This window comes from Actinoplanes regularis, from assembly GCF_900188005.1.
Lineage (GTDB): Bacteria > Actinomycetota > Actinomycetes > Mycobacteriales > Micromonosporaceae > Actinoplanes > Actinoplanes regularis.
The window spans coordinates 676,474-700,704 of the sequence record NZ_FZNR01000002.1; the positions used below are offsets into that span (position 1 = coordinate 676,474).

Sequence of the window (24,231 nt, forward strand, 5' to 3'; positions counted from 1 at the left end):
GACGATGGGCACATGATTTCGATCGCTCTGGTCGGCGACCGGTCGCCGACGGTTCGCGCGCACACCCGCATTCCCCTGGTCCTCGACGCACTGCGGGAGAGCGAGGGGCTGGATCTCGACGTGTACTGGGTGCCGACTCCGGCAGCGGAGGATCCGGAGGCGCTGCGCGGGTTCGACGGGATCTGGCTGGTGCCGGGGAGTCCGTACCGAAGTGAGGCCGGCGGTGTCGCCGCGGCCCGGGCCGCGCGGGTCGAGGGCATCCCGTTCCTGGGTACGTGCGGCGGTTTCCAGCACGCCATGCTGGAGTTCGCCCGGGACGTCTGCGGCCTGACCACCGCGCTGCACACGGAGAACGGTTCGCCGGACGACTCCACCGGGGCGGAGTTGATCGTGCCGCTCGCCTGCTCACTGGCCGGGCACGAGGCGGCGGTCGAGCTGACCCCGGGCTCCCTGGCGGAACGGCTGCTCGGCACGGCCCGGACGGTCGAGCGCTATCACTGCTCCTACGGCCTCTCCCCCGCGTACCTGGACCTGCTGACCTCCTGCGGCCTGCGCTTCACCGGCCACGACGAGTCCGGCGAGGTCCGGGTCGCCGAACTCCCCGGCCATCCGTTCTACCTGGCCACGCTCTTCCAGCCAGAGCTGGCGAGCGAAGCCCCGCATCCGCTGATCCGGGGCTTCGCGCAGGCCGTCGTGCGAAACTCGGCCGCCCTGCGGCGCTAGGCGAGCAGAACGCTGAGGACCGCGATCGCCTCGTCGATGCCCTCGTCGTCGACGTCCAGGTGGACGACGAGGCGGGCCAGTTTCGGCAGCATCGCCGCGATCAGGACGCCACGGCTGGCCGCGGCGGCGGCCAGCGCCGGAGCGTCCAGCGGGGCCTTGGTGAGGTCCAGCGGGACCAGGTTGGTGCGCACCCGGCCCGGGTCCACCACCCCGAGCGGGGCCAGCCCCTCGGCGAGCCGGCGGGCCCGGGCGTGGTCCTCGGCGAGGCGTTCCACGTGGTGGTCGAGGGCGTACCGGCCGGCCGCGGCGAGGATGCCGGCCTGCCGCATGCCGCCGCCCATCCGCTTGCGGATCACCCGGGCCCGGGCGATCTTCTCCCGGCTGCCCACCACCAGCGACCCGACCGGGGCGCCCAGCCCCTTGGAGAGGCACACCGAGAGGGTGTCGAAGAGCGCGCCGTAACTGGCCAGCGGCACCCCGTCGGCGACGTGCGCGTGCCAGAGCCGGGCCCCGTCGCAGTGCAGGGCGACCTGGTGCGCGTCGGCCACCGCGCGCAGGTCGCGCAGCGTGGCCAGCGGGGTCACCCCGCCGCCGCCGAGGTTGTGGGTCTGCTCCACGGCGATCGCCGCGGTCGACACCGACGGGAAGCCGGCCGGGCGGATCATGGCGGCGATCCGGTCCACGTTCAGCGCGGCACCGGTCGCCGCCCAGGTCCGGGTGGAGATCCCGCCGAAGACCGCGGCGGCGCCCAGCTCGTACGTCACCACGTGCGCGTCCGCCCCGGCCAGCAGCTCACCGCCGGGCGGGGCGACCAGCTGCAGGGCGATCTGGTTGGCCATCGTGCCGGACGGGGCGAACAGCGCCGCCTCGTGCCCGAACAGCGCGGCCACGTGCTGTTCCAGGTCGTTCACGGTCGGGTCGTCGCCGAACACGTCGTCGCCGACGACGGCGGTCGCCATCGCCTCCCGCATCCCGCTGGTGGGCCGGGTCACCGTGTCCGAGCGCAGGTCAACCACGGAGCATCTCCGCCACCAGGAAAGCCAGCTCCAGGCTCTGCTGGGTGTTCAGCCGCGGGTCGCAGGCGGTCTCGTAGCGGCCCGGCAGGTCCAGGTCCTCGATGCCCTGCGCGCCGCCCAGGCACTCGGTGACATCCTCACCGGTGAGTTCGATATGGATGCCGCCCGGGTGGGTCCCGGTGGCCCGGTGCACCTCGAAGTAGCCGAGCACCTCGTCGACGATCCGGTCGAAGTGCCGGGTCTTGTAGCCGTTCGACGACTCGTGGGTGTTGCCGTGCATCGGGTCGCACTGCCAGACCACCTTGGCGCCGGTGGCGTGCACCTTCTCCACGATCGGCGGGAGCGCGTCGCGCACCTTGCCGTTGCCCATCCGGCTGATCAGGGTGAGCCGGCCCGGGATGTTCTCCGGGTTCAGCTTCTCGCACAGCTCGATCGCGGTCTCCGGGCTGGTGCCGGGGCCGATCTTGACACCGATCGGGTTGGCGATGCGGCTGATGAAGTCGATGTGCGCGTGGTCGAGCTGCCGGGTGCGCTCGCCGACCCAGAGGAAGTGGCCGGAGAGCCCGTACGCCTTGTCGCCGGAGACGCGGGTGAGCGCCCGGTCGTACTCCAGCGCGAGCGCCTCGTGCGAGCAGTAGAGGCTGACCGTGCGCAGCGCCTCGTTGTCGGTCATCCCGCAGGCGCGGATGAAGTCCAGCGCCCGGTCGATCTCGCGGGCGATCGCCTCGTAGCGCTCGCCGGCCGGCGAGGCCCGGACGAAGTCCTTGTTCCAGTCGTGCAGACCGTTGAGGTCGGCCAGGCCGCCGGCCAGGTAGGCGCGGAGCATGTTCATCGCGGCGGCGGAGTTCGCGTACGCCCGGATCATCCGCTGCGGGTCGGCGACCCGGGCCGCCTCGTCGGCGTCCAGCGAGTTGATCATGTCCCCGCGGTACGCCGGAAGCCCGAGCGAGTCGGTCAGCGACGACCGCGGCTTGGTGTACTGCCCGGCCACCCGGGCCACCTTGACCACCGGCATCGACGCACCGTACGTCAGCACCACCGCCATCTGCAGCAGCGTGCGCGCGCCGGCCAGCAGGTGACTCTCGGTGTTGTCGGCGAAGGTCTCCGCGCAGTCACCGCCCTGCAGCAGGAACGCCCGGCCCTCGCACACGTCGGCGAGCCGGACCCGCAACTGGTCGACCTCGTACGGCGCGACGATCGACGGGACGTTCTCGAGGACCTTGCAGACGGCCCCGACCTCGTCCATGTCCGGCCAGGGCGGCATCTGGACTCTCGGCAGCTCACGCCACCGGTCGAGGCCCAGGGCCTCGTCCTCGGCGGAGTCGGTGGACGGGCGGGAGGTCGCGACTCCCGGATGGCTCAGTTGATGCCACTCACGGCGCATGTGAAGAGCCTACGAAAACGGGGGCACCGGGATCAGACCCGGTGCCCCCTGTTCCCACTCCTGAGATCAGAGGTTGCCCTTGATCGCGGAGATCAGCTCACCGTTGCTGGTGTCGCCGGAGAACTCCCAGAAGAACGCGCCGCCGAGACCCTGGTTCTTGGCGTACGTCATCTTCCCGGCGATGGTCGACGGGGTGTCGTAGCTCCACCAGTTGGAACCGCAGTAGGCGTACGCCGTGCCACCGACCGTGCCGGTCGCCGGGCAGCTGTTCTTCAGGACCTTGTAGTCCTCGATGCCCGCCTCGTAGGTGCCGGGGGCGGCACCGGTCGCGCTGCCACCCGGAGCGGCCTGGGTGACCCCGGTCCAGCCGCGGCCGTAGAAGCCGATGCCGAGCAGGATCTTGTTGGCCGGCACACCCTTGCTCTTCAGCTTCTGGATCGCGGCGTCCGAGTAGAAGCCCGCGGTCGGGATGCCGGTGTACGAGGTCAGCGGCGAGTGCGGGGCCGTGGGGCCCTGTGCGGCGAACGCGCCGAAGTAGTCGTACGTCATCGGGAAGACCAGGTTCAGCTTCGCGATGCCGGAGGCGTAGTCGGCCACGTCGAGCTTGCCGCCGTTCGAGCCGTCCGCGGAGATCGCCGAGGTGACCAGGAAGCTCGAGCCGAACTTGTTGCGCAGCGCGGTGATCACGTTGTTGTACGCGGCCGGGCCGGACGCGTCGCAGCTCAGGCCACAGGCGTTCGGGTACTCCCAGTCGATGTCGATGCCGTCGAAGACGTCCGACCAGCGGGAGTCCTTGACCAGGTTGTAGCAGGAGTTGGCGAACGCGGTCGGGTTCGCGGCGGCCTGGGTGAAGCCACCGGACCAGGTCCAGCCACCGAACGACCAGATCACCTTGAGGTTCGGGTACTGCTTCTTGAGCTTGCGCAGCTGGTTGAACGAGCCGCGCAGCGCGCCGGTGTCCCAGGTGTCGGCGACGCCGTCGACGCTCTCGGCCGCGGAGTAGGCGCGGTCGTAGTCGGCGTACGAGTCACCGATCGAGCACTGGCCACCGGTGGTGTTGCCGAACGCGTACAGGATGTGCGTCAGCTTGGCGGCCGAGCCCGACGTCACCAGGTTCTTGACGTGGTAGTTGCGGCCGTAGACGCCCCACTCGGCGAAGTAGCCGACGACGTTCTTGCCCCCGGTCGGCGGCGTCGTGGTGGGCGCCGTCGTGGGGGTGGTGGTCGGCGGCGTCGTGGTCGGCGCCGTCGTCGGTGCGGTTGTCGGCGCGGTGGTCGGGGTGGTCGTGCCGCCACAGACGCCGTTGTCGATCCAGACGTCCCACTGGCCACTGTGCGTGTCCGGCGACTCGTTCTGGGTCCACCACTTGGCGGTGTAGTTGTGACCGTTCTGCGAGGCGCTGTTGTCCTTCACATACACGGAGGTGGCAGACCAGGCGGTGGCACACGCGGTCGCCGCGTTCGCCTGCACGAGCGGGACCGAGGCGGAAGCCCCGATCACGACCGCACCGGCGAGCAGCGCCCGGCGGAGGGATTTGCCCACTACGGTCTCCTCAAATATTTAGGAAACTTTCCAGAGAGAGGGATGAAGAGACGGTAACGACATCGATTAACACGAGTCAAGCCAGATGACGACCTTTAAGGTCTCTTTAACGGAGACTGCGGGGCGAACACGGCGTGCATTCGTACGGCTACACCGCGTAGGCTTCGGTCATGACCATCTTCGACGTCAGCATTGACGCCCTTACCGGCGGCGCGACCGATTTGGACCGCTACCGCGGATCGGTCCTGCTCGTGGTCAATGTGGCCTCGCGCTGCGGCCTGACCCCGCAGTACGACAAGTTGCAACCCCTCTACGACACCTACCGCGACCGCGGCCTGGTGGTGCTCGGCGCCCCCTGCGACCAGTTCGCCGGCCAGGAGCCGGGCACCTCCGCGGAGATCGACGAATTCTGCCGGGTCAACTACGGCGTCACCTTCCCGATGACCGAGAAGATCGAGGTGAACGGCCCCGGCCGGCACCCGCTCTTCCGGGAACTGATCGGCGACGGGCCGGACATCCAGTGGAATTTCGAGAAGTTCGTGGTCGCCCCCGACGGCACGGTCGCCGCCCGATTCGGCCCACGGGTCGAGCCGGACGACCCCGAGCTGGTCGCGACCATCGATAAGCTGCTGCCCCACTGAGCCGCCGATGAGCGAGCTTGCGAGTGAATCCATGGGCACAGTTCTCAGCTCATCGTGGCGCCGAAGCGCAGCGGAGGTGACGCGATGAGCGAGCTTGCGAGTGAATCCATGGGCACAGTTCTCAGCTCATCGTGGCGCCGAAGCGCAGCGGAGGTGACGCGGTGAGCATCCACGTGATCGGGGTCGACGCGTACGCGCTCGGCTGGGTGGGGGTGGAGCTCCGCGACGGCGCCTTCGGGCGCGCGGTGCTCGCCTCCACGCTCTACGAGATCGTCGCGGGCAGCTCCGGCGCCGCGGTGATCGGCGTCGACATCCCCCTCGGCATGTTGCCGGACCGCTGGCGTGCCGCCGACACGCTCGCCGCGGACCAGCTCGGCCCGCGCCGCGGCAGCGTGTTCCGGGTACCGCCGCGCGCGGTCTGGCTGGAGCCGGACTTCGGTGCCGCCAACCGGCTCTGCCGCGAGCTCACCGGCGCCGGGCTCAGCCGCCAGTCCTGGGCGCTGCGCCCGAAGCTGCTCGAGGCGAACGCGATCTGGGAACGCCATCCCAGGCTGCTCTTCGAGGCTCATCCGGAGATGTCCTTCCGGACCATGGCCGGCGAACCACTCCCTTTCGCCAAGAAGACCTGGAGCGGTCAGTCCCGCCGGCGCGAGCTGCTGGCCCGCAACGGCATCGTCCTGCCTGACCAGCTCGGCCCGGCGGGTCAGGCTCCACCCGACGACGTCCTGGACGCCGCCGCGGTCGCCTGGACCGCCCACCGCGTCGCCACGAACACCGCGCTGTCCTTCCCCAGTCCCCCGGAGGAGAACAACGGCTCCAAGATCGCAATCTGGTACTGATCCCCGACCGGCGCGGGATGGTGCTTTTCTGCCATTCCGCGCTTGGCGTCTGGTTTATAAACTGACGGCGCACCGGCACTGACGGCTTTCCGCGAGTGATAGGTGATCGCCGATGAGGGTTCAGCCACGACAACAACTGCTGGAGATCTGGCAGGCGGTCGTCGACTACTCGTTCAAGGACGGCCAGTGGCACTGGGGTGGCCGCGACGGGCGCAATTCGATCAGCGACGCCGAGCAACTGCTCTGCATCCTCGGCCCGGCGACATCCATCAAGCCGTTCACCCTCGACCAGCCCGACCGGGTCGAGGATGACGTGCTGGACGCGATGAAGGCACTCGGTGGCCGGCTCGACATCCCGATCACCCTGCTCAAGGCCGTCGAGGAGTACCTGACGACCTACACCGATCCGTCCGGCACCCCGATCTTCTCGGCGGGGAATTATTTCCGCTCCAGCGACCCGGACCACGAGAAGATCAGCGACGAGCAGCTCGCCCAGCCGGTGGTCGACTCGTTCGCCATCTCGCTCTCGCTCTCCCTGGCCACCATCGGCTTCGCCCGCCAGTTCCGGAGCAACCTGAAACGCCGCAGCGCCCGGGCCGACATCGACCGGCTCGAGGCGATGGCCAGCAAACGGCTCACCGCCGCGATGATCGGCCTGCTCCGCAGTTTCACGGTCGACATCTTCGACGTCGACTCCCGCGAGGGCCGCGCCCTGTGCCGCACGGTGAACCAGCGTGGGCTCTCCACCCGGCGGATCGTCCCGCTGATCCAGGAGTCACTGCAGGAGATCCGGGCCAGCCTGCGAGACGTGACCATGGGCTCCGGCGCCGGCCTGGCGGAGGACCTCGACCACCCGGACCGGCTCTTCGAGTGCGGCTGGAGCTGGGGCGTCGTCCGCGACGCACCGGCCATCACCACCAAGGAGGAGGTCGGCGAGCAGGCGCCGGGCTTCGCCGAGCCGGCGCCGTACATCTACTTCACCTCGATGGCGCTGGACGCCATCGAGACCCTCGTCTCGGCTCGCACCCGGCAGCTCGGCCTGCTCAACGAGGAACAGCTGCGTTTGGCCCAGGGGCTCCAGCTGCGCTGGGACCTGACCCAGTCGTACTGGTCGACGGTCTCCGTGGCGAACATCGGCGGTGCCCGGTGGCCGCTGGAGGACATCCCCTGGCAGCGCATCACCGAGAACGAGTCGGAGTACTTCAGCCTGCACGTCTCCTCGATCGTGGTGCAGGACCTGGTCCGCAAGCGCGCCCGCGACGCCGACCTCGACCGGGTCGGCCTGGTGCTGGAGGAGCTCGCGAACCGGTCCCGGATCACCCGGCGCGTCTTCGGCGGCGACAAGGCCTATCAGGTGCACGCACCCGGCTTCCCGATCGAACTCGGCGGCAGCGAGGCCGACACCGGCCCGGTGCTCACCTGGTTCCTCTCCGACTTCGCCCCGCTGCTGCTGAAACGGACGATCAGCCTGGCCGGGCTGCTCGGCGACCCGAACCTGCGGGGCCGGATGCTGGCGCTCGCCGACCAGATCTGGGCCCAGCTGGACAGCCGGCGACTCCCCGGCGAGCGCCGGCGCGGGCTCTGGGACCAGCCGCGGCTGGTCTTCGAGGAGTACGACGTCGTCTACGAGACACCCTCGTGGTACCACACCAAGCGCGTGGTCGACTGCCTGGTCACCGCCGCGCAGGTGCTCACCGAGCCACCGCTGCGCAGCACCCAGCTCACCGAATTCGCCGGCGACCTGCTCAGCGAGGCCGACCACCTCTACGACCAGGAGCTTCTCCAGGGCTCACCGAACGGCGGTCAGGCGATGCGCACCGAGTTGCAGGAGCTCCAGGCCCGGCTGAAGCGAGCGCGGTCGATCCTCGAGGAGCGGCCGGGCACCGCGGCCTCGCTCGCCAGCGACGTGCTGCTGCGTCTCGACCGGTTCGCCGCGGCCCGCAGCGACCTCGACGGCGAGTCGTGATGCTGGTCTTCGCGACCTCCGACAAGGGAGGAACCGGGCGCTCGGTCACCACCAGCAACGTGGCGTACCAGTCCGCGCTGGCCGGCAACGATGTGTGTTATCTCGACTTCGACTTCGGGTCGCCGACCGCGGGCGCGGTCTTCGACGTCGACACCGGCAAGCTTCTCGTGGAGGGCGGCGGCCTGCACTCGTACCTGCTGGGCACGGTGGCCGACCCGCATCGCTGCGACGTCTTCGCCGACTCCGAGCGCCTCAGCATGCGGGAGCGGCCGCTCGGCGCCGGCCGGCTCACGCTGCTGCCCGGCGACAGCGGGGGCGGCGAGTTCCCGAGCAGCCCGGAGATGATCCGTCGTTGCCGGGAGCTGCTCGGCCGGCTGAACGAGGAGTTCGACGTCGTCTTCGTCGACCTGAGCGCCGGCCGGTCGTACGCACTTCACATGGCCCTGGCCGCCGTCGCCGACATGCGGCCCCCGCCGACCGTCCGCTGGCTGGTCTACCACCGGTGGACCCAGCAGCACATCCAGGCCGCAGGCGGCCTGGTCCACGGCGAGCACGGGATCCTGGAGACCGGCGTCGAGCTGGGCCACGACCGGGAGCGGCTGCTCGGGCAGCTGCGCTTCGTCCGGACGGCCATGCTCAGCCCGGCCGCGCAGGGTCTCACCGCCGAACAGGCCGCCTGGGTCAAGGACTGGAACGGCGACCTGCAGAACTTGGCCCGGGAGCGCGGCGCCGGCGCGTTGTACCTGCTCGGCTCGGTGCCGCTCGACCCGGTCCTCCAGTGGCGCGAGCAGCTGATCACCAACCACGACCTCACGGTGAGCCGGATCGCCAACCGCGCCACCGCCGACGCCTTCGCCGAACTGGCCGAGCTGATCGTCGACGACGACGTGTGGGACCAGCGGTGACCGGCACGGAGGCGCGCTACGAGGAGCGTTCGGCGCAGCCACGCGTCGAGCAGCTGCCGCTGGCACACCTCTCGATCGAGCTGGGCCACCTGTACAAGGAGGACTTCGCGGGCGGGATCGAGCAGTTCCGCCGGCACTTCCTCCAGGTGCGGCCCTATGTCGCCGCCGCGCGCGAGCGCCTCGCCGACGTGCTGGGACCGAAGCGGACACCGCGGGTCAGCACCTGCTTCATGATCGACGACTACTTCGACACGTTCGACGATCCGCCGGCCGCGGTGATCGGCGAGCTGGTCCAGGCGGCCGGGGAGAACGACCTCACCATCGACTACATCGCCCGGGAGGCCGGCTGCGCCCGGGCGGGTGAGGTGAGCCCGGCCGAGCTGATCCTCGACCGCCTGGTCGCCGACCCGCCGGCCGGCACCGACGGGGTGTGGCCGCCACCGCAGGAGAGCGGCTGGCTCACCAACGGCGACCGGCCGCCGGGCACCTCGTCGCGCCCCGCGATGAGCTCGAACACCGGATGGCGGCCGCCGGTGGAGAACGCCCGCAACCGGCACTCCATCTTCGTCGCCGTGGAGATCTTCTCCGAGGAGGACGGCGGGCGGCTCTGGTCCTGCCCCTACCTCGCCGCGGTCTGGCAGTTGATGCGGCTCGGCATGCTGCGCCACCACGGCCGCCCGGTGGCGCCCCCGCGGCAGGCCACCGACGGGCTGCTGGCCTCCTGGGCGGAGATGCCGGCGGTGCTCCAGCTCAACGCGGCGGCCGAGCCGTTCACCGCGTACCGGACGCATTCCGTCCTGGCCCGCCGATTCCTGAACATCGAGACCGCCGTCGGCATCGTGCTCAGCCAGGTCGCCGTCGACGAGGAGGTGCGCCTTCAGGTGGCCAAGCGGGCCGCGGGCGAGGGCTTCGCCCTCCCCGAGGAGCTTGTCGAGCGCATCGCGTACGTCTTCGACGGCGACGCCACCCGGGTGCTGTGACCGCGGCGCGGCTCAGCAGGGCCGCGCCGCGTCCCACAACTCGTTGAAGCGGTCCCGCCGCTCCTCGACCCGGCTGGATCGCAGCACGAGCCGCGTGTTGACGACGATCGGCCGCGTGCTCTCGTCGATCCACGAACCGGTGGTCACCTCGTAGCTGATCACACCGTCGAAGAGCACGAAGTCGAAGAGCGACGTCCGCCGCAGGTGGGTCGCCGAGGCGAGATCGAGGACGCGCACCTCGACCCCGATGTCCCTGTGCTGGCGGAACACCTCGTCGAGCGCGTCGTCACCCTGCGGCCCGGGCCGGTCCAGAATGAAGATCCGGCGGACCTTGGTGCCCCGATGCACCGCCTCCCGCTGCGCGTCGAGATAGCGCTGCCCGAGGTCGGTGGACCACATCCCGCCGCCGTCGACCGTGGTCAGGCTGGTGGCGTCGATGCACTGGGTGGCGGAGTAGGTCAGGCCCAGCAGCCAGTCCCGGTCCTCGCCGTCGTAGATCGCCTCGCCGCCGTCGCCGAGCTCCTTCAGGAACTCCGCCATCCGGCTCAGCTCCCGCTGGGCGAGCCGGTGGGCGAGCGTGGACGAGTCCGGCCCGATCCGGGTCGAGTGCCGGACCAGCTGGCTGAGCACCTCGGTCTGCACCATCGACTCCTCCATCAGGCCGAACAGCTCGGTCGCCTCGCTTATCGCCCGGAACCGCTCGTCGACACACTCCCGGATCTGCCGCGCCTGGTCCATCTGACCGATCTGGACCTCGCGCAGCCGGCTCTCGAAGTCGATCAGGAACTGCACCACCAGCGCCGAGCCGCCGATCAGCACGGAGAGCGTGACCGACAGGATCGGGTCCTGATGGGCGAGGTTGGTCATGGCGAACGCCACCCCGCCGGTGAGCAGCGCGACGCCGACCTTGCGCACCACTTCGGACAGCCCGGTGCCCGAGCCGTCGCTCGGCGTGGACAGCCAGCTCACGACGACGCCGGCCCGGTCAGCCGGCCGAGCTCCCGCAGGGTGCTGAGCGCCAGATGGTCCCGGATGCGCTGCACCGTGGTCGTCCACTGCCGGCCGAACCCGGCATGCTGCTCCAGTTGCTCCCAGAACCGGCGGATCCCGGTCTCCAGCCGGGCGCCGGGCATCCAGAGATGCAGCAGGTGGTCGAAGGCCGGCCGGATCCGGTCCAGCGCGGCCGACGCCCTCGGGCCGCTCAGCGGGGCGCGCGCGACCATGCCGGTCAGCGTGGTCAGCAGCCAGTCGTGCAGCGCCAGGTCCTCGCAGAGCGCCACCACGTCGGCCAGCGCGTCACCGTGGGCGTGCACCCGGACCGTCCGGCGGCCCTCGCCCTCGACGGTGAACGTGACACTGTCCGGCCTCGCGGCGTCGTCGGCCAGCACGGCGATCCACCGCAGCGTGGTCCGCCCGCTCCGGAACGGCACCCGGGAGTCGATCATCGAGCTGGCCCGGACCCGTTCCGCGGTGTGCCCGGCGATCGCGCCGAGGTTGAGCAACGGCGAGGCGGGCGTGGCGGCGAGGAACGCCTCGGCGGTGTCCCGCTCCCGGTATCTTCCGACGATCTCGACGGTGCTCGGCCGGGCGAGATAGTACGACCAGGGCAGCCGGCGGTTCTGCGTGCTGCGCACCGCCACCGTCCGGGCCGAGGACTGCAGGACATGCCCGCCGACGAGCAGCGCGCGGGTGGTGACGGTGCCGATCGTCCGGGCCGTGCGCTGCGATCCGATCGGGATCTGGCAGTCCACTCCGGTCAGTCGCTCCGGCGACACGACGCATGGCATCGGCCGATCCGACCGCAGCACCTGCGCCCCGGTGGTGAGGGCCAGCAGACGCACCCCGACGTCGGCCGGAAGGGCCGCTGACGTCGGCAACAAGGATGTGAGCACCTCGCCCAGAACCAGCATGTCCCCCGCCGCTGTCGATCGGAGACTCCTCCAGGAGTCGATTGGACCGCACGACCATCGATCGCGCAACGTCCTCGTATTGTCACCTTACGCATTCGAGCCCACTCGTGAACGTCGATCCATTCGCCCACCTCGACTAAAATGTGTGAATGATTCGCCACACGGACGTGGTCGTCATCGGCGCCGGGGTCTCCGGCCTGACCAGCGCCCTGCGTCTCGCCGAGTCGGGGTTCTCCGTCCACGTCCGCAGCGCCGAGCCACCGGGCCGGACCACCTCGTGCACGGCCGGCGCCATCTGGGGCCCCCACCTGGTCGCTCACGAGCGAGCCCTGGCCTGGGCGCTCCGGTCCCTCGCCGTCTTCCGTGAGCTGGCCACCGACCCGCGGACCGGCGTCCGGATGGTCGACGGCGTCGAGGCGAGCCGCGGCACGCTGGTGACCCCGCGGCCCGGCACCGGCCCGGACGACGTGCGCAGGTGTGACCCGGCGACGCTGCCGCCGACGTTCACCAACGGCTGGCGGTACCGTGTGCCGCTGATCGACATGAGCCGCTATCTCGAATATCTGAGCGAGCGCCTGGACGATCTCGGGGTCGAGGTGACGATCACCGATCCGGTCACCGCGGCGGAACTGCCGCGGCTCGCGCCGCTCGTGGTGAACTGCACCGGGCTGGGTGCCCGCGAACTGATCGCCGGCGACCCCGTCGCGCCGGTGCGCGGCGACCTGCTGGTGGCCGAGAATCCCGGTCTCGATCAGTTCTTCGTCGAGCACGACGACGACTCGGACGGATTGACAACCTATCTGCTGCCGCAGGGCGACCGGGTGATGCTGGGCGGCAGCCGCAGCACCGGGGACTGGTCGACGGCGCGAAACCCGGAGGTGGCCGATGCCATCCTGGCCCGGTGCACGGCCGCCGAGCCACGACTGGCCGGCGTCCGGATCCTCGAGCACCACGTGGGTCTACGGCCGGTGCGCGAGCAGGTCCGGATCGGGCCCGACGAGACCCACCCGCACGTGCTGCACAACTACGGGCACGGCGGCGGTGGGGTCACCCTCTCCTGGGGCTGTGCTCAGGAGGTGCTGGAATGCGCCGGGGCCGCAGTACGTACCAGCCGTCCGGGCTGAAGCCGGTCACCTCGTAACCGTCGTCCCGGGCTTTCTCGAAACCGGCCCGGACGCCCTCCCGCCAGACCCGCGCCAGGCCCGGATCCTTGATCCGCAGCGCCTCCACATCGGCCGGAGTGGGTACCAGCAGGACCGCGCCGTCCTGGAGGGCGTGCAGCGCGACGGTCGACTGGGCGTAGTCCCAGAAGAAGTCGGGGTTGAACGGCGCGTCGACCGGCTCCGGGCCACCGGGTGCCGAATCGGAGGCGAGGTCCCAGGAGATCAGCAGGCGGTCGGTCTCGTCACCGTCGTTCAGCCCGTCGTTGAGGCTGCCGTAGAGATTCCGCTCGTACCCCTGGACGCTGGTGTTGAACTTGGTGAGGTAGAAGTGCGCGTTACGCCGGACCAGCGGGTCGAACGTCCACTGGATGGACTTGAACTTCGCCTTGCTCGCCCATTTCCGCTCGTGCTCCATGAGCAGGTATCCCAGCCCGAGATCCTGGTGACCGGGGAGCACTCCGGCGATGTGCAGGTGCAGGTGGTCCGGACCGCGGAAGGCCACCGCCGCGCCGACCATCCGGCCGAGCACGAACACCCCGGCGACGTAGTTGCGGGCCATCGACATCGCCCGCAGTGTCGACGCGTTGATCAGATCGACCGGGCTCTCGGCGCCCCAGACCCTGCACAGCACACCGACCGCCTGCTCGAACTCCTCCATCCGGACGAGTTCGCGTACTTCCGGGGGTGGGCTGGCAGCCATGAGGAATCACCACAGTCAATCGGACGATGAGCAGTGGAACCGTGCCAGCCTAATGGCGGGCGGGGCCCACGGCGAGCTGTTCACACGAACGTAACTGGTAACCACATGCCCATTTCACGCTACGTGTGAACCCATTCTCCCAACGTAACTCGCGCCACGAAGAATGGTTACTATTGCCGCATTTCTCCGGCAATCTGGGCAGCCCGGTCACGGGCCGCTTCGAGGGCGGAGAGCAGCGCCGCGCGCACCCCGTGGTTCTCCAGCTCGCGGAGCGCCGCGGCGGTCGTGCCGGCCGGCGAGGTGACCGCCTCGCGCAGCTTGACCGGGTGCTCGCCGGAGTCGCGGAGCATCACCGCGGAGCCGACGGCGGTCTGGACGACCAGCTCGTGGGCGACCTGGCGCGGCAGTCCGAGCAGGACACCGGCGTCGATCATGGCTTCGACCATCAGGTAGAAGTACGCCGGTCCCGAGCCGGAGAGCGCCGTCACCGCGTCCTGCTGGTACTCCGGGACGCGGACGGTCGCGCCGAGCGGCTTGAACATCTCCTCCGCGACGGCCAGTTGCTCGCCGGTGGCGTGCGGGCCCGCGGAAATCGCGGTCATCGCCTCACCGATCAGCGCCGGGGTATTGGTCATCACCCGAATCACCGGGGCGTCCCCGGGAAGCCGATCAGCGAAGAAGCCGGTGGTCAATCCGGCGCAGAGCGAGACCACGAGCTTGTTCGCCGACACCTTCGGGCCGATCTCGCCGAGCAGCGCGGCGGCGTCCTGCGGTTTGACCCCGATCACCAGAATGTCGGCCCGCTCGGCGGCCTCGGTGTTGCCCACCACCGTCACGCCGTATCTCTCGGCCAGCTCCGCGCCACGCGCCGGGCGACGGGCGGTGACCACCAACTGGTCGGCCGACCAACCGGACCGCAGGAGACCGGCGAGGACGGCCTCGGCCATCTTGCCGGTGCCGAGCATCGCGACGGTGTGCTTGGGCAACGCAGAGCTCCGTTCAGAGAGAATGCCGGGGACAGACCCTGTCCCCGGCATTCATCACAACACGATCAGTTGCCGAAGAAGACCTCGGCCTCTTCGTACCGCTCCAGCGGAACGGTCTTCAGCTCGCCGGTGCCCTCGATCAGCGGGACCCGGACGATGTCGGTGCCGCGCAGCGCCATCATCTTGCCGAAGTCGCCCTCGTGCACGGCGTCGATCGCCTGCAGGCCGAAGCGGGTGGAGAGCACCCGGTCGAACGCGGTCGGGGTGCCACCGCGCTGGATGTGACCGAGGACGACCGTGCGGGCCTCCTTGCCGGTCTTCTGCTCCAGCTGCTCGGCCAGCCACTGGCCGATGCCGCCGAGGCGGACGTGACCGAAGCTGTCCAGCTCCTGGTTGTGCAGGACCATCTGGCCGTCGAGCGGCTGGGCGCCCTCGGCGACGACGACGATCGGCGCGTACTCGACCTGGAAGCGCTTGGTCACGTACGTCGCGACCTGCTCGACGTCGAACCGCCGCTCCGGGAGCAGGATGACGTTGGCGCCACCGGCGAGACCGGCGTGCAGCGCGATCCAGCCCGCGTGCCGGCCCATGACCTCGACGACCAGGGTGCGGTGGTGCGACTCGGCCGTGGTGTGCAGCCGGTCGATGGCCTCCATCGCGATGTTCACCGCGGTGTCGAAGCCGAAGGTGAAGTCGGTCGCGTTGAGGTCGTTGTCGATCGTCTTCGGCACGCCGACGACGTTGACGCCGAGGTCGTGCAGCTTGGTCGCGACGCCGAGGGTGTCCTCGCCGCCGATCGCGACCAGGGCGTCGACACCCTGCTCGACCAGGTTCGCCTTGATCCGCTCGACGCCGTTCTCGATCTTGAACGGGTTGGTCCGGGACGAGCCCAGGATGGTGCCACCGCGCGGCAGGATGCCGCGGACCTCCGCGATACCCAGCGGCTTCGTCAGACCCTCCAGCGGGCCCTTCCAGCCGTCCCGGAAGCCGACGAACTCGTGACCATAAGCGGTGACGCCCTTGCGCACCACGGCACGGATTACCGCGTTGAGACCGGGGCAGTCGCCGCCACCGGTGAGCACGCCGATACGCATGTTTCTCCTCGTCCTTCCCCTTGCGGGTAGCGAGATGCAGATAGCTCGTGAGAATCCCCGGGAGCGTCTTCGTCGGCAGCGCTGCCGGCCCGGGGCGAGCCGCAACCGAACTCTAGTCTCCGCCCGCGGGGCTGCTAAATCCGCCCCTTCCCACTTGAGAGCAACGATTCGACCGCGCCCGGCGCCTCGGCCCGCGCGGAATCCGGCACGGACCGCGGCTGCGCTGGGTACGAGAAAGCCCCCAGCGGCCCTGGCGGGTGCCAGGAGAACCGCTGGGGGCGGAGGGGCTCGTCAGTGGGCGATGACGGGTGCGGCGTCCGGGTCGACGTCCAGCGGGCCGGTGCGGAACACCACCGCCGCGACCACCGCGGCCAGCACGAAGAAGCCGGTCGACCACCAGAACACGGTGTGGTAGCTCTCCAGCGCGGCCTGCGCCTGCGTCAGCGGGGAGAGCTCCTTGCCAACCAGGTAGTCCTCGGCCGCGCCGGCGGCGAACGAGCTGAGCAGCGCGGTGCCGATCGAGCCGCCGATCTGCTGCACCGTGTTGATCATCGCGGAGGCGACACCCGCGTCCCGGTGCTCGACGCCCGAGGTGGCGGCGTTCTGCGTGGGCGCGAAGACCAGGCCGAGCCCCAGACCGATGATGATCAGGCCGGGCAGCACCCCGCCGGCGTACGTCGAGTCCAGGTCGAGCCGGGTCAGGAAGACCATGCCGCCGGCCGCGACCAGCGCGCCGACCGGGACCAGCGGGCGCGGCCCGATCCGCGGGGCCAGGATCGACCCGGCCGTGGTCGCGGTGAGCATGACCGCACCGAGCATCGGCAGGAACGCCAGGCCCGTCTTGACCGGCGTGAAGTGCAGCACCAGCGCCAGGTAGTAGGTGAGGAAGAGGAAGATGCCGAACATGCCCGCGCCGGCGATCGCGATCGAGGCGTACGAACCACCGCGGTTGCGGTCCAGGACGACGCGCAGTGGCAACAGCGGGTGCTCCACCCGGCGTTCGATCAGCACGAACGCGATAAGCGCCAGCACCCCGACGATGATCGGGCCGAGGGTCCACGCGTCGGTCCAGCCGTCGGTCTCCGCCTTGCCGAGGCCGTAGACCAGACCGACCAGGCCGACGACCGCCGTGATGGTGCCGGGGATGTCGATCCGGCCGTGCGCCGCGACCGGCTCGTCCTTGAGCTTCAGCATGGCGCCGGCCACCGCGAGGGCGGCGATCACCAGGTTGACGTAGAGGCACCAGCGCCACGACACGTACTCGGTCAGCACGCCGCCGAGCAGCAGGCCGATGCCGCCACCGGCGCCGGAGATGGCGCCGAAGATGCCGAACGCCTTGCCGCGCTCGATCGGCTCGGTGAACGTCGTGGAGAGCAGCGACAGCGCGGCCGGGGCCAGCGCCGCGCCGAACGCGCCCTGCAGCGCGCGGGCGATGATCAGCATCTCGAGGCCGTTGGCCGCGCCGCCGAGCGCCGAGGCCAGGGCGAAGCCGATCAGACCGATCAGGAACATCCGCTTGCGCCCGAAGAAGTCCGAGAGCCGGCCGCCGAGCAGCAGCAGGCTGCCGAAGGCGAGCGCGTAGCCGGTGACCACCCACTGGCGGGAGGCGTCCGAGAAGCCGAGGTCGGCCTGCGCGGTGGGCAGCGCGATGTTCACGATCGTGGCGTCCAGCACGACCATCAGCTGCGCGAGGGCGAGCACGACCAGCGCCCACCAGCGCCCGTCGGAAGGCGTCGTAGCAGCGGACGCCTCACGCACGGCTCCGCGGGGTCGATCAGTAAGGGTGCTCATCCACGGCCCTTCCAGAAGTAGAGGTACGTCCTCCACTTCGGCAGGCTAGCAGGATAAGTTGAGGGATAACCTCCATTTAGTTGTAGGCTTGGCCACATGACCGAGACCGCCCGCCCGCTCCGGCGGGACGCGCAGCGCAACCGCGAGCGGATCCTGCTCGCCGCGCACGATGTCTTCGCGACCCGGGGGTTCGCCGCCACGCTCGACGACGTGGCACATCAGGCGGGCGTCGGCGTCGGCACGGTCTACCGGCGCTTCCCCACCAAGGAGTCGCTGATCGAGGCGGTCTTCGCGGACCGGCTGGAGGATCTGGTCTCCCTCGCCGAGCAGGCGATGGCCCTGCCGTCGGCGTGGGACGGGCTCACGATGATGCTGCGCCGCTCCATCGAGCTGCACGCGACCGACCGGGGGCTACGCGACGCCGCGCTCTGTGTCGGCATCGACAAGCAGCACTTCGCCGAGGTCGGGGCACAGCTGGTGCCGCTGGTGCAGGAGCTGGTCGACCGCGCCCACGCGGAGGGGACGCTCCGGGCCGACGTCGGGATGCACGACCTGCCGATCATCACGGCGATGGTCACCGAGCTGGCCCGGTGCACCGGCGACGCCCGGCCGGAGATCTACCGGCGATTCCTGACGATGATCATCGACGGGCTCCGGGCCGGGCCGGACAAGGGCGACCTCGGCCCGGCGGTCACCCTGGACGACGTCGAGGCGATCATGCACGAGTGCGTGCCACCGATGGAGGCACGCCGGCGCGGTTAACCCGCGCTCATCGCCTCCCAGCGGGCCAGGTTGTGCCGGGCGTCGACCAGCGCGTCGTGCCGGCCGGCCATCTCCGGCAGGGCGGGACGGCCCAGGTCGTCCCAGCGCTGGCGCAGATCCTTGGTGAACCGGGGGATCTCCCGGGGCAGGGCCGGCATCGCGCCCCAGAGCTGGGCGAGCGCCACGTGGTCGTAGGCGGCGTACCAGGCCCAGAGCTCCATCTGCTCGTTGCGCCCGCGCAGCGGCTCGGTCAGGAACTCGTAGAGGTCTTCGCGGATCCGCTCCCGGCTGCGCCAGGCCTTGTCGGCCGGGGACGGGAGCTTGTCCAGCACGTTGCGACGCACCCAGGGCACGGCGCGGCTGTCGTCGAACTGCGTGCTGACCGCATAGAACTCGCGGCCGAACTCGTCGACGACACCGATCGAGACCAGGTCGACGATCCGGCCGTCCTCGATGAATTCACAGTCGTAGAAATAGCGATACACCATCGCGGTACATCCTCGCCCATCGTCATCCGGGCATGGATTCCAGGGCCGCCCGCGCCGCCGTCAGGCCCGCGGCGCAGTCCCGGCGCGCCGACCGCTCGGCCAGCACCGCCCAGCGCAGCCGCAGCAGGACCGGCAGCGCGACCTCCAGTTCGTCGGCCGCGACCGGGCCGGCCGCGCGGTAACCGTCGAGCAGTTCGGCCGCCCGTTCCGGGCCGCCGGCGTAGAGCACCGCGGCGGCCACGTCGTACACCAGCGGCCCGGTCCCGCACGCGCCGCAGTGCAGCAGGCCGGCGCGCCCGGTCGCGGTGTCCAGCACGAACGTCTCCGGCGCCGGGTCGCCGTGCAGGACGCCGTAGGTCAGCCGATCGGTGACGGTGAGCCGGGTCGCCGCGGTGACCGCCGCGGTGACCGCCGCGCGCAGCCAGGGCTCGGCGTCGAGATGCGCGGCCTCCGGGTCGATCGGCTGCCAGGGCCGCAGGCCGGGATGCCGGAAACCGTCGAGCGCCCGGTGCACGGCGCCCAGCCGCTCCCCCCACCACTGCTGGTCGACCGGGTCCGCGCCGTCCAGGTGACGGCCGGGCGGCCGGCGCAACACCGCGAGGACGCCGTGCGGGGTCTCCACGGTGAGCGCGCCGGCCAGGGTGCGGACCGGCTCACCGGCTTCGATCCGCACGCCGCGCAGGTGTTCCGCCGCGGCCAGACCGGCCTCGGCCGGCAGGCGCGCGGTGCTCTCCACCAGCCGGGCCACATAACGCTCACTTCCGGCGGTGACCTCCCAGCCGCGGGACAGACGAGCCGTCGGCAGCTCGACGATCTCGCTCGGCGAGAGGTGCCACTGGTCGCGCAACACGGTTCGCACAATCTCGTCTTCCGGCACGGCGGGATTATCTCGGCACACCGCTCAAATGCGACGGACAGCGAGGGTGGCAATCACAGAAGGCGATGAGGTGTTTACAGAAAGCAACCGAAGGGACATGATCGTACGAGGCGAGTTTCTGTGTCCGTTGTAGAAATGGCAATCGGAGCGAGCTGTGTGCTAAGAGTGATCGTTCGCGTCGTGGGGCCGGCGCAGGCCGAGTCGACGCGGTTTCCATCGGGGGGAGGAATACGCCGTGGACCATCGACTGCCGGATTCCGGCGACGCGCTAACCGGCGTGGACATGTTCGCCGGGCTCGAGCCGGATGTACGACAGCGGGTCATCGCCGCGGCGGTTCCGCGCCACTACCGCAAGGGGCAGATCCTCTTCGTCGAGCACGACCCGGGTGATTCCCTGATCATCATGAAGCGGGGCGCGGTCGCCGTCTTCCGCACCGCTCCGACCGGCGAGCGCGCCGTGCTCACCGTGGTCCGGCCGCCGGACGTACTGGGCGAGGTGTCGCTTCTGGACGCGTCCACGCGCAGCGCCTCGGCCGAGGCCATCGAGGACTCCCAGGCGCTGTCGCTGTCCCGGGCGGCCTTCATGGACCTGGTGCACTCGAACCCGCGCATTCTGGACGCGGTGATGCGCTCGGTGGGTGGCCTGATCCGCCGCCTCACCGAGCAGAACGCCGATCACGTCTTCCTCGACCTGCCCGGCCGGGTGGCCAAGACCCTCGTCCGGCTCTCCGGGGAAAGCCAGGCGCCGATGATCACCATCGAGCTGAACCAGAGCCAGCTCGCCGAGATGGCCGGCGGTTCCCGGCAGAGCGTCAACCAGGCCATCGGCTCGTTCGCCAACCGCGGCTGGCTGCGCACCGAGGGCCGGCGCATCGTGGTGACGGACGTGCAGGCGCTCCGGCGCAGGGCGGGCATGAACTGACGGATCCGGCGCGGCAGCCGGGTCCGCTTCACCCGCGGTTCGATCATCCGGCGGTACGACCGGTGGAGTCCCGTGGTCCAGGCCTCGCGGCCCAAGCACCGTGATGCTCTCGCGCCATGTCCAGCCCACTCACGGGGCCGGCCGCGCCCCCGGCCCGGGTTGGTTCTCTCGGTGGTGTCGGCGGTGTCGATACGACCGCGAGGACCAGCCGCTATCCGGCCGGCGCGATGCGACCGTGAGCGGGCCGGACATCGCGCGAGAAGCACCACGGGGCTTGGGCCGCGAGGCCTGGCGACGGGACTCCGTCGGTCGTACCGGCAAATGGGTTGAGAGGGGGCGAAGCGGACCTGACGCATGCCGAAGGGCCGACGCGGAGCCGGAGGCGACGCGATCGGCGAGGTCGGGCGAACAGTGGGTCAGACCAACTGGGCGTCCTTGAGCTTCGAGGCGTAGACGTCCACGTACTCGCGGCCGGAGAGCGCCATCAGCTCGAACATGATCTCGTCGGTGATGGCCCGCTCGACGAACCGGTCGCCGCGCGACTCGGCGTACCGGGAGAAGTCGAGCGGCTTGCCGACCCGCATCCGGACCCGCTTGATCGCCGGGATCAGCGTGCCGGTCGGCTGGATCTCGTCGGTGTTGAGCAGCGCCACCGGCACCACCTTCGCGCCGCTCTCCAGCGCCAGCCGGGCCACCCCGGTCTTACCGCGATAGAGCCGCCCGTCCGGCGAGCGGGTGCCCTCGGGGTAGATCCCCGCGACGTTCCCCTCGCGCAGCACCCTCAGGAGGGTGTCCAGCGCCGCCTGGGCGGCCTCGCCACCCGAACGGTCCACCGGGATCGTCCCCGCGCCGACGAAGAACATCCGCGAGAGCCAGCCCTTGATCCCCTTCCCGGTGAAGTATTCAGCTTTGGCGACGAAGGTCACTTTCCGCTTCATCACCAATGGGGTGAAGATCGAGTCAGAGAACGAGAGATGGTTACAAGCGAGGATCACCGGCCCGGAACGTGGCACGTTCCCCAGACCCTCGACCTTCGGGCGGAAGAGGAGCCTCAGCACGGGTCCGAGGATCACCAACTTGAGCAGCCAGTAGAACACTGCGGTCCTTTCAGCGGATGCCACCGGCGTCCCGGGGCGAGGAGAAGCGTACGAAGCGGGAGCGGCGCGCCACAACGCACTCCCGCAACAGACGCTTGCCGTGTCACCATTCAAGGCACGATCGGCGAGGGGGGTGTAGATCGGTGACAGCGGGCGGTGCCCGTCGCGGGCGACGGGACAACGGACTCGACGCGACTGACTACGCGGTCGCGGGCGACGTGGACCCGCGGGTCGGGGAGCACCTGCTCGACGTGCTGGCCGGTGACGGCATCGCGGCCTACCTGCAGCCCACCGCGGATCTGAACCCGGTGCTGCGGGCGACGACCCTGCCGGCCCGCCCGATCGACCGGCTCTACGTGGACCGCGCCCACCTGGAGGCCGCCCAGGCGCACCTGCAGCAGGTGACCGACGGTCTGCCACCCACCCCGCCGGCCGAGCCCGCTCCGGCGCCCCGGCCGCAGGCCGAGGTGGACGCCGAGTGGGACAAGATCATCGCCGGCTTCCACACCACCGTCGATCCCGAGGTCACCCCCTGGCCGGAGGCCGAGGGCACCACCTCGGACGCCGAGCGCAGGGAGAAGGGCCGCCCGGTCGACGAGAACGGCCGCCCGCTGAACCGGCGGCGCACCGACCCTCCACCGGAGCCGGTCGTCTACCCGGTGCTGGACCCGTTCGGCTTCCCCGAGGTCGCGGAGGAGGACGAGCGGTACGTTCCGCCGCCACCCCCGCCCCTGCCGCACATCTCGAAGTACGCGGTCGTCGGCGTGCTCGGCGTCATCCTCGGCTTCGTGCTCTTCCTCTTCCCGACGCTGATCCCGATCGACAGCTTCTTCGTGATGCTCTTCGGCTTCGCGGCGATCGTCGGCGGCGCGGCCACCCTGGTCTGGCGATTGCGGTCGGGTGACGACGACGATGAGTTCGACGACGGCGCAGTGGTCTAAAGCGGTCACATCGACAAACTTGGGTGCCCTGACGGTAACCTACCGTAATGCGTCAGAGTTCACTCGTCGTCGTCTCCAACCGCCTGCCCCTGGATGACAGCGCCGCCCGGGACGGCGCCTGCGAGTGGCGCCGCAGCCCAGGCGGGTTGAGCGGGGCCCTGCACTCGATCCTGCAACAGACCCCGGCCACCTGGATCGGCTGGGCCGGCGAGATGGACCTGGCGCCGCGGCTGCCCGACCTCGGCAGCGTGCGATTGCGGTCCGTAGCGCTCTCCGCCGAGGAACAGCACGGTTACTACGAAGGGTTCGCCAACTCCACGCTCTGGCCGCTCTACCACGACGCGGTGCAGCAGCCGGTCTTCCAGCGGGAGTGGTGGGACACCTACCGGTCGGTCAACCAGCGGTTCGCCGAGGCCGCCGCCGAGGTGGCCGGCAGGCACGCCGCGGTCTGGGTGCAGGACTACCACCTGCAGCTGGTCCCGACGATGCTCCGGGAGCTGCGACCGGACCTGCTGATCGGCTTCTTCATGCACGTGCCGTTCCCGCCGCCGGAGCTGTTCATGCAACTCCCCCGCCGGGTCGAGCTGGTGCACGGGATGCTCGGCGCGGACCTGATCGGCTTCCAGCGCGAGCAGGCCGGGCACAACCTGGCCCAGCTGGCGCGCAAGCTGCTGGGCGCCACCGCCACCAGCGACACGATCGAGGTGGACGGGCGGACCGTGCGGACCGGGGCGTTCCCGGTCTCCATCGACGTCGACGAGATGCGTGCCCTGGCCACCCGGCCGGATGTGGTCCGCCAGGTCAAACAGCTGCGGCACGACCTGGGCGAGTCGAAGCGGGTGCTGCTCAGCGTGGACCGGCTGGACTACACCAAGGGGATCGAGCACCGCCTGACGGCGTACCGGGAGTTGCTGCGTGACGGGCACGTGAAGGTCGGCGACACCGTGCTGGTGCAGGTGGCGGTGCCCAGCCGGGAACGGGTGGAGAGCTACCAGGACCTGCGGGACCGGATCGAGGGCGAGGTCGGCCGGATCAACGGCGAGTACGGGCGGGTCGGCGAGCCGGCCATCCACTACCTGAACCAGCCGTTCGACCGCTCCCAGCTGGCCGCCCTCTACCGGACCGCGGACGTGATGGTGGTGACCCCGCTGCGGGACGGGATGAACCTGGTCGCCAAGGAGTTCGTGGCGGCCCGGGAGGACGGCTCGGGGGCGCTGGTGCTCAGCGAGTTCGCCGGGGCGGCCGCCGAGCTGTCGCAGGCCTTCCTGGTGAATCCGCACGACCTGGACGGGCTGAAGCAGACCCTGCTGCGGGCCCTGGAGGCCGAACCCGCCGATCTCGCGGCCCGGATGAGCGCGATGCGGCGGCACATCGCCGAGCACGACATCCTGGCCTGGGCCCGCGCCTACCTGACCGCGCTCGACCACACCGGGCGGCTGGCCCGGCAGCTGGGCTAGAGCGGCTCGGCTTTCGCTGGAACGGCTCGGCTTTCGCTGGAGCCGCT

Annotated in this window: 23 protein-coding genes; 11 read left to right on the forward strand and 12 right to left on the reverse strand. The window is 70.3% G+C overall.

Going from position 1 to position 24,231, the window contains the following annotated elements; translation table 11 throughout:
- Positions 1 to 12: 12 nt before the first annotated feature.
- Complete coding sequence (locus CHC09_RS08170) at positions 13 to 723, forward strand: CTP synthase C-terminal region-related (seleno)protein (RefSeq protein WP_089292350.1); 711 nt, start codon at positions 13 to 15, stop codon at positions 721 to 723.
- Here the strand turns inward: CHC09_RS08170 and CHC09_RS08175 are convergent.
- The 3 genes from CHC09_RS08175 to CHC09_RS08185 form a co-directional block, all read right to left on the reverse strand.
- Positions 720 to 1,739, reverse strand: a complete 1,020-nt coding sequence (locus CHC09_RS08175; RefSeq protein ID WP_089292351.1) for a threonine aldolase family protein — start codon at positions 1,737 to 1,739, stop codon at positions 720 to 722. The two genes, CHC09_RS08170 and CHC09_RS08175, sit on opposite strands and share 4 nt — an antisense overlap.
- Positions 1,732 to 3,123 (reverse strand): class II 3-deoxy-7-phosphoheptulonate synthase, encoded by a 1,392-nt coding sequence (locus CHC09_RS08180; RefSeq protein ID WP_089292352.1) that lies wholly within the window; start codon positions 3,121 to 3,123, stop codon positions 1,732 to 1,734. The genes CHC09_RS08175 and CHC09_RS08180 overlap by 8 nt, the downstream gene beginning before the upstream one ends.
- Before the next feature lie 66 nt (positions 3,124 to 3,189).
- The gene (locus CHC09_RS08185) at positions 3,190 to 4,665 is read right to left on the reverse strand and encodes a glycosyl hydrolase family 18 protein (protein WP_089292353.1); all 1,476 of its coding nucleotides are present in this window, start codon (positions 4,663 to 4,665) and stop codon (positions 3,190 to 3,192) included.
- 170 nt (positions 4,666 to 4,835) lie between these two features.
- Here CHC09_RS08185 and CHC09_RS08190 point away from each other — a divergent pair, with 170 nt between their 5' ends.
- The 5 genes from CHC09_RS08190 (at position 4,836) to CHC09_RS08210 (ending at position 9,996) form a co-directional block, all read left to right on the forward strand.
- Entirely contained in the window at positions 4,836 to 5,306 is a 471-nt protein-coding gene (locus CHC09_RS08190) for a glutathione peroxidase (RefSeq protein ID WP_089292354.1), read from the forward strand.
- Positions 5,307 to 5,467: 161 nt separating this feature from the next.
- Positions 5,468 to 6,145, forward strand: coding sequence for a DUF429 domain-containing protein (locus tag CHC09_RS08195; RefSeq protein ID WP_089292355.1), 678 nt, complete (start codon positions 5,468 to 5,470; stop codon positions 6,143 to 6,145).
- 112 nt (positions 6,146 to 6,257) lie between these two features.
- Positions 6,258 to 8,111 (forward strand): SCO2524 family protein, encoded by a 1,854-nt coding sequence (locus CHC09_RS08200; RefSeq protein WP_089292356.1) that lies wholly within the window; start codon positions 6,258 to 6,260, stop codon positions 8,109 to 8,111.
- Positions 8,111 to 9,016: an SCO2523 family variant P-loop protein gene (locus CHC09_RS08205; RefSeq protein ID WP_089292357.1), complete on the forward strand. Its 906-nt coding sequence runs from the start codon at positions 8,111 to 8,113 to the stop codon at positions 9,014 to 9,016. Before CHC09_RS08200 ends, CHC09_RS08205 begins: the two co-directional genes overlap by 1 nt.
- A complete protein-coding gene (locus CHC09_RS08210) occupies positions 9,013 to 9,996 on the forward strand; it encodes an SCO2522 family protein (protein ID WP_089292358.1) in 984 nt (327 codons plus the stop codon). The genes CHC09_RS08205 and CHC09_RS08210 overlap by 4 nt, the downstream gene beginning before the upstream one ends.
- Before the next feature lie 12 nt (positions 9,997 to 10,008).
- Here the strand turns inward: CHC09_RS08210 and CHC09_RS08215 are convergent, their stop codons facing one another.
- Complete coding sequence (locus CHC09_RS08215; protein WP_089292359.1) at positions 10,009 to 10,965, reverse strand: DUF6879 family protein; 957 nt, start codon at positions 10,963 to 10,965, stop codon at positions 10,009 to 10,011.
- A complete protein-coding gene (locus CHC09_RS08220) occupies positions 10,962 to 11,906 on the reverse strand; it encodes an SCO2521 family protein (protein ID WP_089292360.1) in 945 nt (314 codons plus the stop codon). The genes CHC09_RS08215 and CHC09_RS08220 overlap by 4 nt, the downstream gene beginning before the upstream one ends.
- Positions 11,907 to 12,055: 149 nt before the next feature.
- Between CHC09_RS08220 and CHC09_RS08225 the strand changes: the two genes are divergently transcribed.
- Positions 12,056 to 13,030, forward strand: coding sequence for an FAD-dependent oxidoreductase (locus tag CHC09_RS08225; protein ID WP_089292361.1), 975 nt, complete (start codon positions 12,056 to 12,058; stop codon positions 13,028 to 13,030).
- Here the strand turns inward: CHC09_RS08225 and CHC09_RS08230 are convergent.
- The 4 genes from CHC09_RS08230 to CHC09_RS08245 all read right to left on the reverse strand — a co-directional run bounded on the left by CHC09_RS08230 (position 12,954) and on the right by CHC09_RS08245 (position 17,640).
- The gene (locus CHC09_RS08230) at positions 12,954 to 13,769 is read right to left on the reverse strand and encodes a GNAT family N-acetyltransferase (RefSeq protein WP_089292362.1); all 816 of its coding nucleotides are present in this window, start codon (positions 13,767 to 13,769) and stop codon (positions 12,954 to 12,956) included. The genes CHC09_RS08225 and CHC09_RS08230 overlap by 77 nt on opposite strands.
- 170 nt (positions 13,770 to 13,939) lie before the next feature.
- On the reverse strand, positions 13,940 to 14,734 hold the full coding sequence (gene proC / locus CHC09_RS08235; RefSeq protein ID WP_239138157.1) for a pyrroline-5-carboxylate reductase: 795 nt from the start codon (positions 14,732 to 14,734) through the stop codon (positions 13,940 to 13,942).
- Between the two features lie 86 nt (positions 14,735 to 14,820).
- Positions 14,821 to 15,849 carry a 6-phosphofructokinase gene (locus CHC09_RS08240; RefSeq protein WP_089292364.1) on the reverse strand — a complete coding sequence of 343 codons (1,029 nt, stop codon included), beginning with the start codon at positions 15,847 to 15,849 and terminating at the stop codon, positions 14,821 to 14,823.
- 291 nt (positions 15,850 to 16,140) lie between these two features.
- Positions 16,141 to 17,640, reverse strand: coding sequence for a DHA2 family efflux MFS transporter permease subunit (locus CHC09_RS08245; protein ID WP_089292365.1), 1,500 nt, complete (start codon positions 17,638 to 17,640; stop codon positions 16,141 to 16,143).
- Between the two features lie 96 nt (positions 17,641 to 17,736).
- Here CHC09_RS08245 and CHC09_RS08250 point away from each other — a divergent pair, with 96 nt between their 5' ends.
- Entirely contained in the window at positions 17,737 to 18,402 is a 666-nt protein-coding gene (locus CHC09_RS08250) for a TetR/AcrR family transcriptional regulator (protein ID WP_089292366.1), read from the forward strand.
- On the opposite strand, the gene CHC09_RS08255 is transcribed toward CHC09_RS08250, so the two are convergent.
- Together CHC09_RS08255 and CHC09_RS08260 are read right to left on the reverse strand one after the other, a co-directional pair.
- Entirely contained in the window at positions 18,399 to 18,890 is a 492-nt protein-coding gene (locus CHC09_RS08255) for a polyadenylate-specific 3'-exoribonuclease AS (protein WP_089292367.1), read from the reverse strand. The two genes, CHC09_RS08250 and CHC09_RS08255, sit on opposite strands and share 4 nt — an antisense overlap.
- Before the next feature lie 22 nt (positions 18,891 to 18,912).
- On the reverse strand, positions 18,913 to 19,767 hold the full coding sequence (locus CHC09_RS08260; protein ID WP_089292368.1) for a phosphotransferase enzyme family protein: 855 nt from the start codon (positions 19,765 to 19,767) through the stop codon (positions 18,913 to 18,915).
- 235 nt (positions 19,768 to 20,002) lie between these two features.
- Here CHC09_RS08260 and CHC09_RS08265 point away from each other — a divergent pair, with 235 nt between their 5' ends.
- Positions 20,003 to 20,689: a Crp/Fnr family transcriptional regulator gene (locus CHC09_RS08265; RefSeq protein WP_089292369.1), complete on the forward strand. Its 687-nt coding sequence runs from the start codon at positions 20,003 to 20,005 to the stop codon at positions 20,687 to 20,689.
- A gap of 416 nt (positions 20,690 to 21,105) precedes the next feature.
- On the opposite strand, the gene CHC09_RS08270 is transcribed toward CHC09_RS08265, so the two are convergent.
- Positions 21,106 to 21,786: a lysophospholipid acyltransferase family protein gene (locus CHC09_RS08270; RefSeq protein WP_089292370.1), complete on the reverse strand. Its 681-nt coding sequence runs from the start codon at positions 21,784 to 21,786 to the stop codon at positions 21,106 to 21,108.
- Between the two features lie 143 nt (positions 21,787 to 21,929).
- On the opposite strand from CHC09_RS08270, the gene CHC09_RS08275 reads away from it, so the two are divergent.
- On the forward strand, positions 21,930 to 22,727 hold the full coding sequence (locus CHC09_RS08275) for a DUF308 domain-containing protein (RefSeq protein WP_089292371.1): 798 nt from the start codon (positions 21,930 to 21,932) through the stop codon (positions 22,725 to 22,727).
- Between the two features lie 47 nt (positions 22,728 to 22,774).
- Positions 22,775 to 24,184: an alpha,alpha-trehalose-phosphate synthase (UDP-forming) gene (locus CHC09_RS08280; RefSeq protein WP_089292372.1), complete on the forward strand. Its 1,410-nt coding sequence runs from the start codon at positions 22,775 to 22,777 to the stop codon at positions 24,182 to 24,184.
- Positions 24,185 to 24,231: the final 47 nt, after the last annotated feature.

Excerpts from the sequence above, each read along its gene's own strand:
- CHC09_RS08170 (WP_089292350.1), top strand. The coding sequence starts at position 13 with ATGATTTCGATCGCTCTGGTCGGCGACCGGTCGCCGACGGTTCGCGCG.
- CHC09_RS08180 (WP_089292352.1), bottom strand. The coding sequence starts at position 3,123 with ATGCGCCGTGAGTGGCATCAACTGAGCCATCCGGGAGTCGCGACCTCC.
- CHC09_RS08190 (WP_089292354.1), top strand. The coding sequence starts at position 4,836 with ATGACCATCTTCGACGTCAGCATTGACGCCCTTACCGGCGGCGCGACC.
- CHC09_RS08200 (WP_089292356.1), top strand. The coding sequence starts at position 6,258 with ATGAGGGTTCAGCCACGACAACAACTGCTGGAGATCTGGCAGGCGGTC.
- CHC09_RS08205 (WP_089292357.1), top strand. The coding sequence starts at position 8,111 with ATGCTGGTCTTCGCGACCTCCGACAAGGGAGGAACCGGGCGCTCGGTC.
- CHC09_RS08220 (WP_089292360.1), bottom strand. The coding sequence starts at position 11,906 with ATGCTGGTTCTGGGCGAGGTGCTCACATCCTTGTTGCCGACGTCAGCG.
- CHC09_RS08225 (WP_089292361.1), top strand. The coding sequence starts at position 12,056 with ATGATTCGCCACACGGACGTGGTCGTCATCGGCGCCGGGGTCTCCGGC.
- CHC09_RS08230 (WP_089292362.1), bottom strand. The coding sequence starts at position 13,769 with ATGGCTGCCAGCCCACCCCCGGAAGTACGCGAACTCGTCCGGATGGAG.
- proC (WP_239138157.1), bottom strand. The coding sequence starts at position 14,734 with ATGCTCGGCACCGGCAAGATGGCCGAGGCCGTCCTCGCCGGTCTCCTG.
- CHC09_RS08240 (WP_089292364.1), bottom strand. The coding sequence starts at position 15,849 with ATGCGTATCGGCGTGCTCACCGGTGGCGGCGACTGCCCCGGTCTCAAC.
- CHC09_RS08245 (WP_089292365.1), bottom strand. The coding sequence starts at position 17,640 with ATGAGCACCCTTACTGATCGACCCCGCGGAGCCGTGCGTGAGGCGTCC.
- CHC09_RS08250 (WP_089292366.1), top strand. The coding sequence starts at position 17,737 with ATGACCGAGACCGCCCGCCCGCTCCGGCGGGACGCGCAGCGCAACCGC.
- CHC09_RS08255 (WP_089292367.1), bottom strand. The coding sequence starts at position 18,890 with ATGGTGTATCGCTATTTCTACGACTGTGAATTCATCGAGGACGGCCGG.
- CHC09_RS08280 (WP_089292372.1), top strand. The coding sequence starts at position 22,775 with ATGCGTCAGAGTTCACTCGTCGTCGTCTCCAACCGCCTGCCCCTGGAT.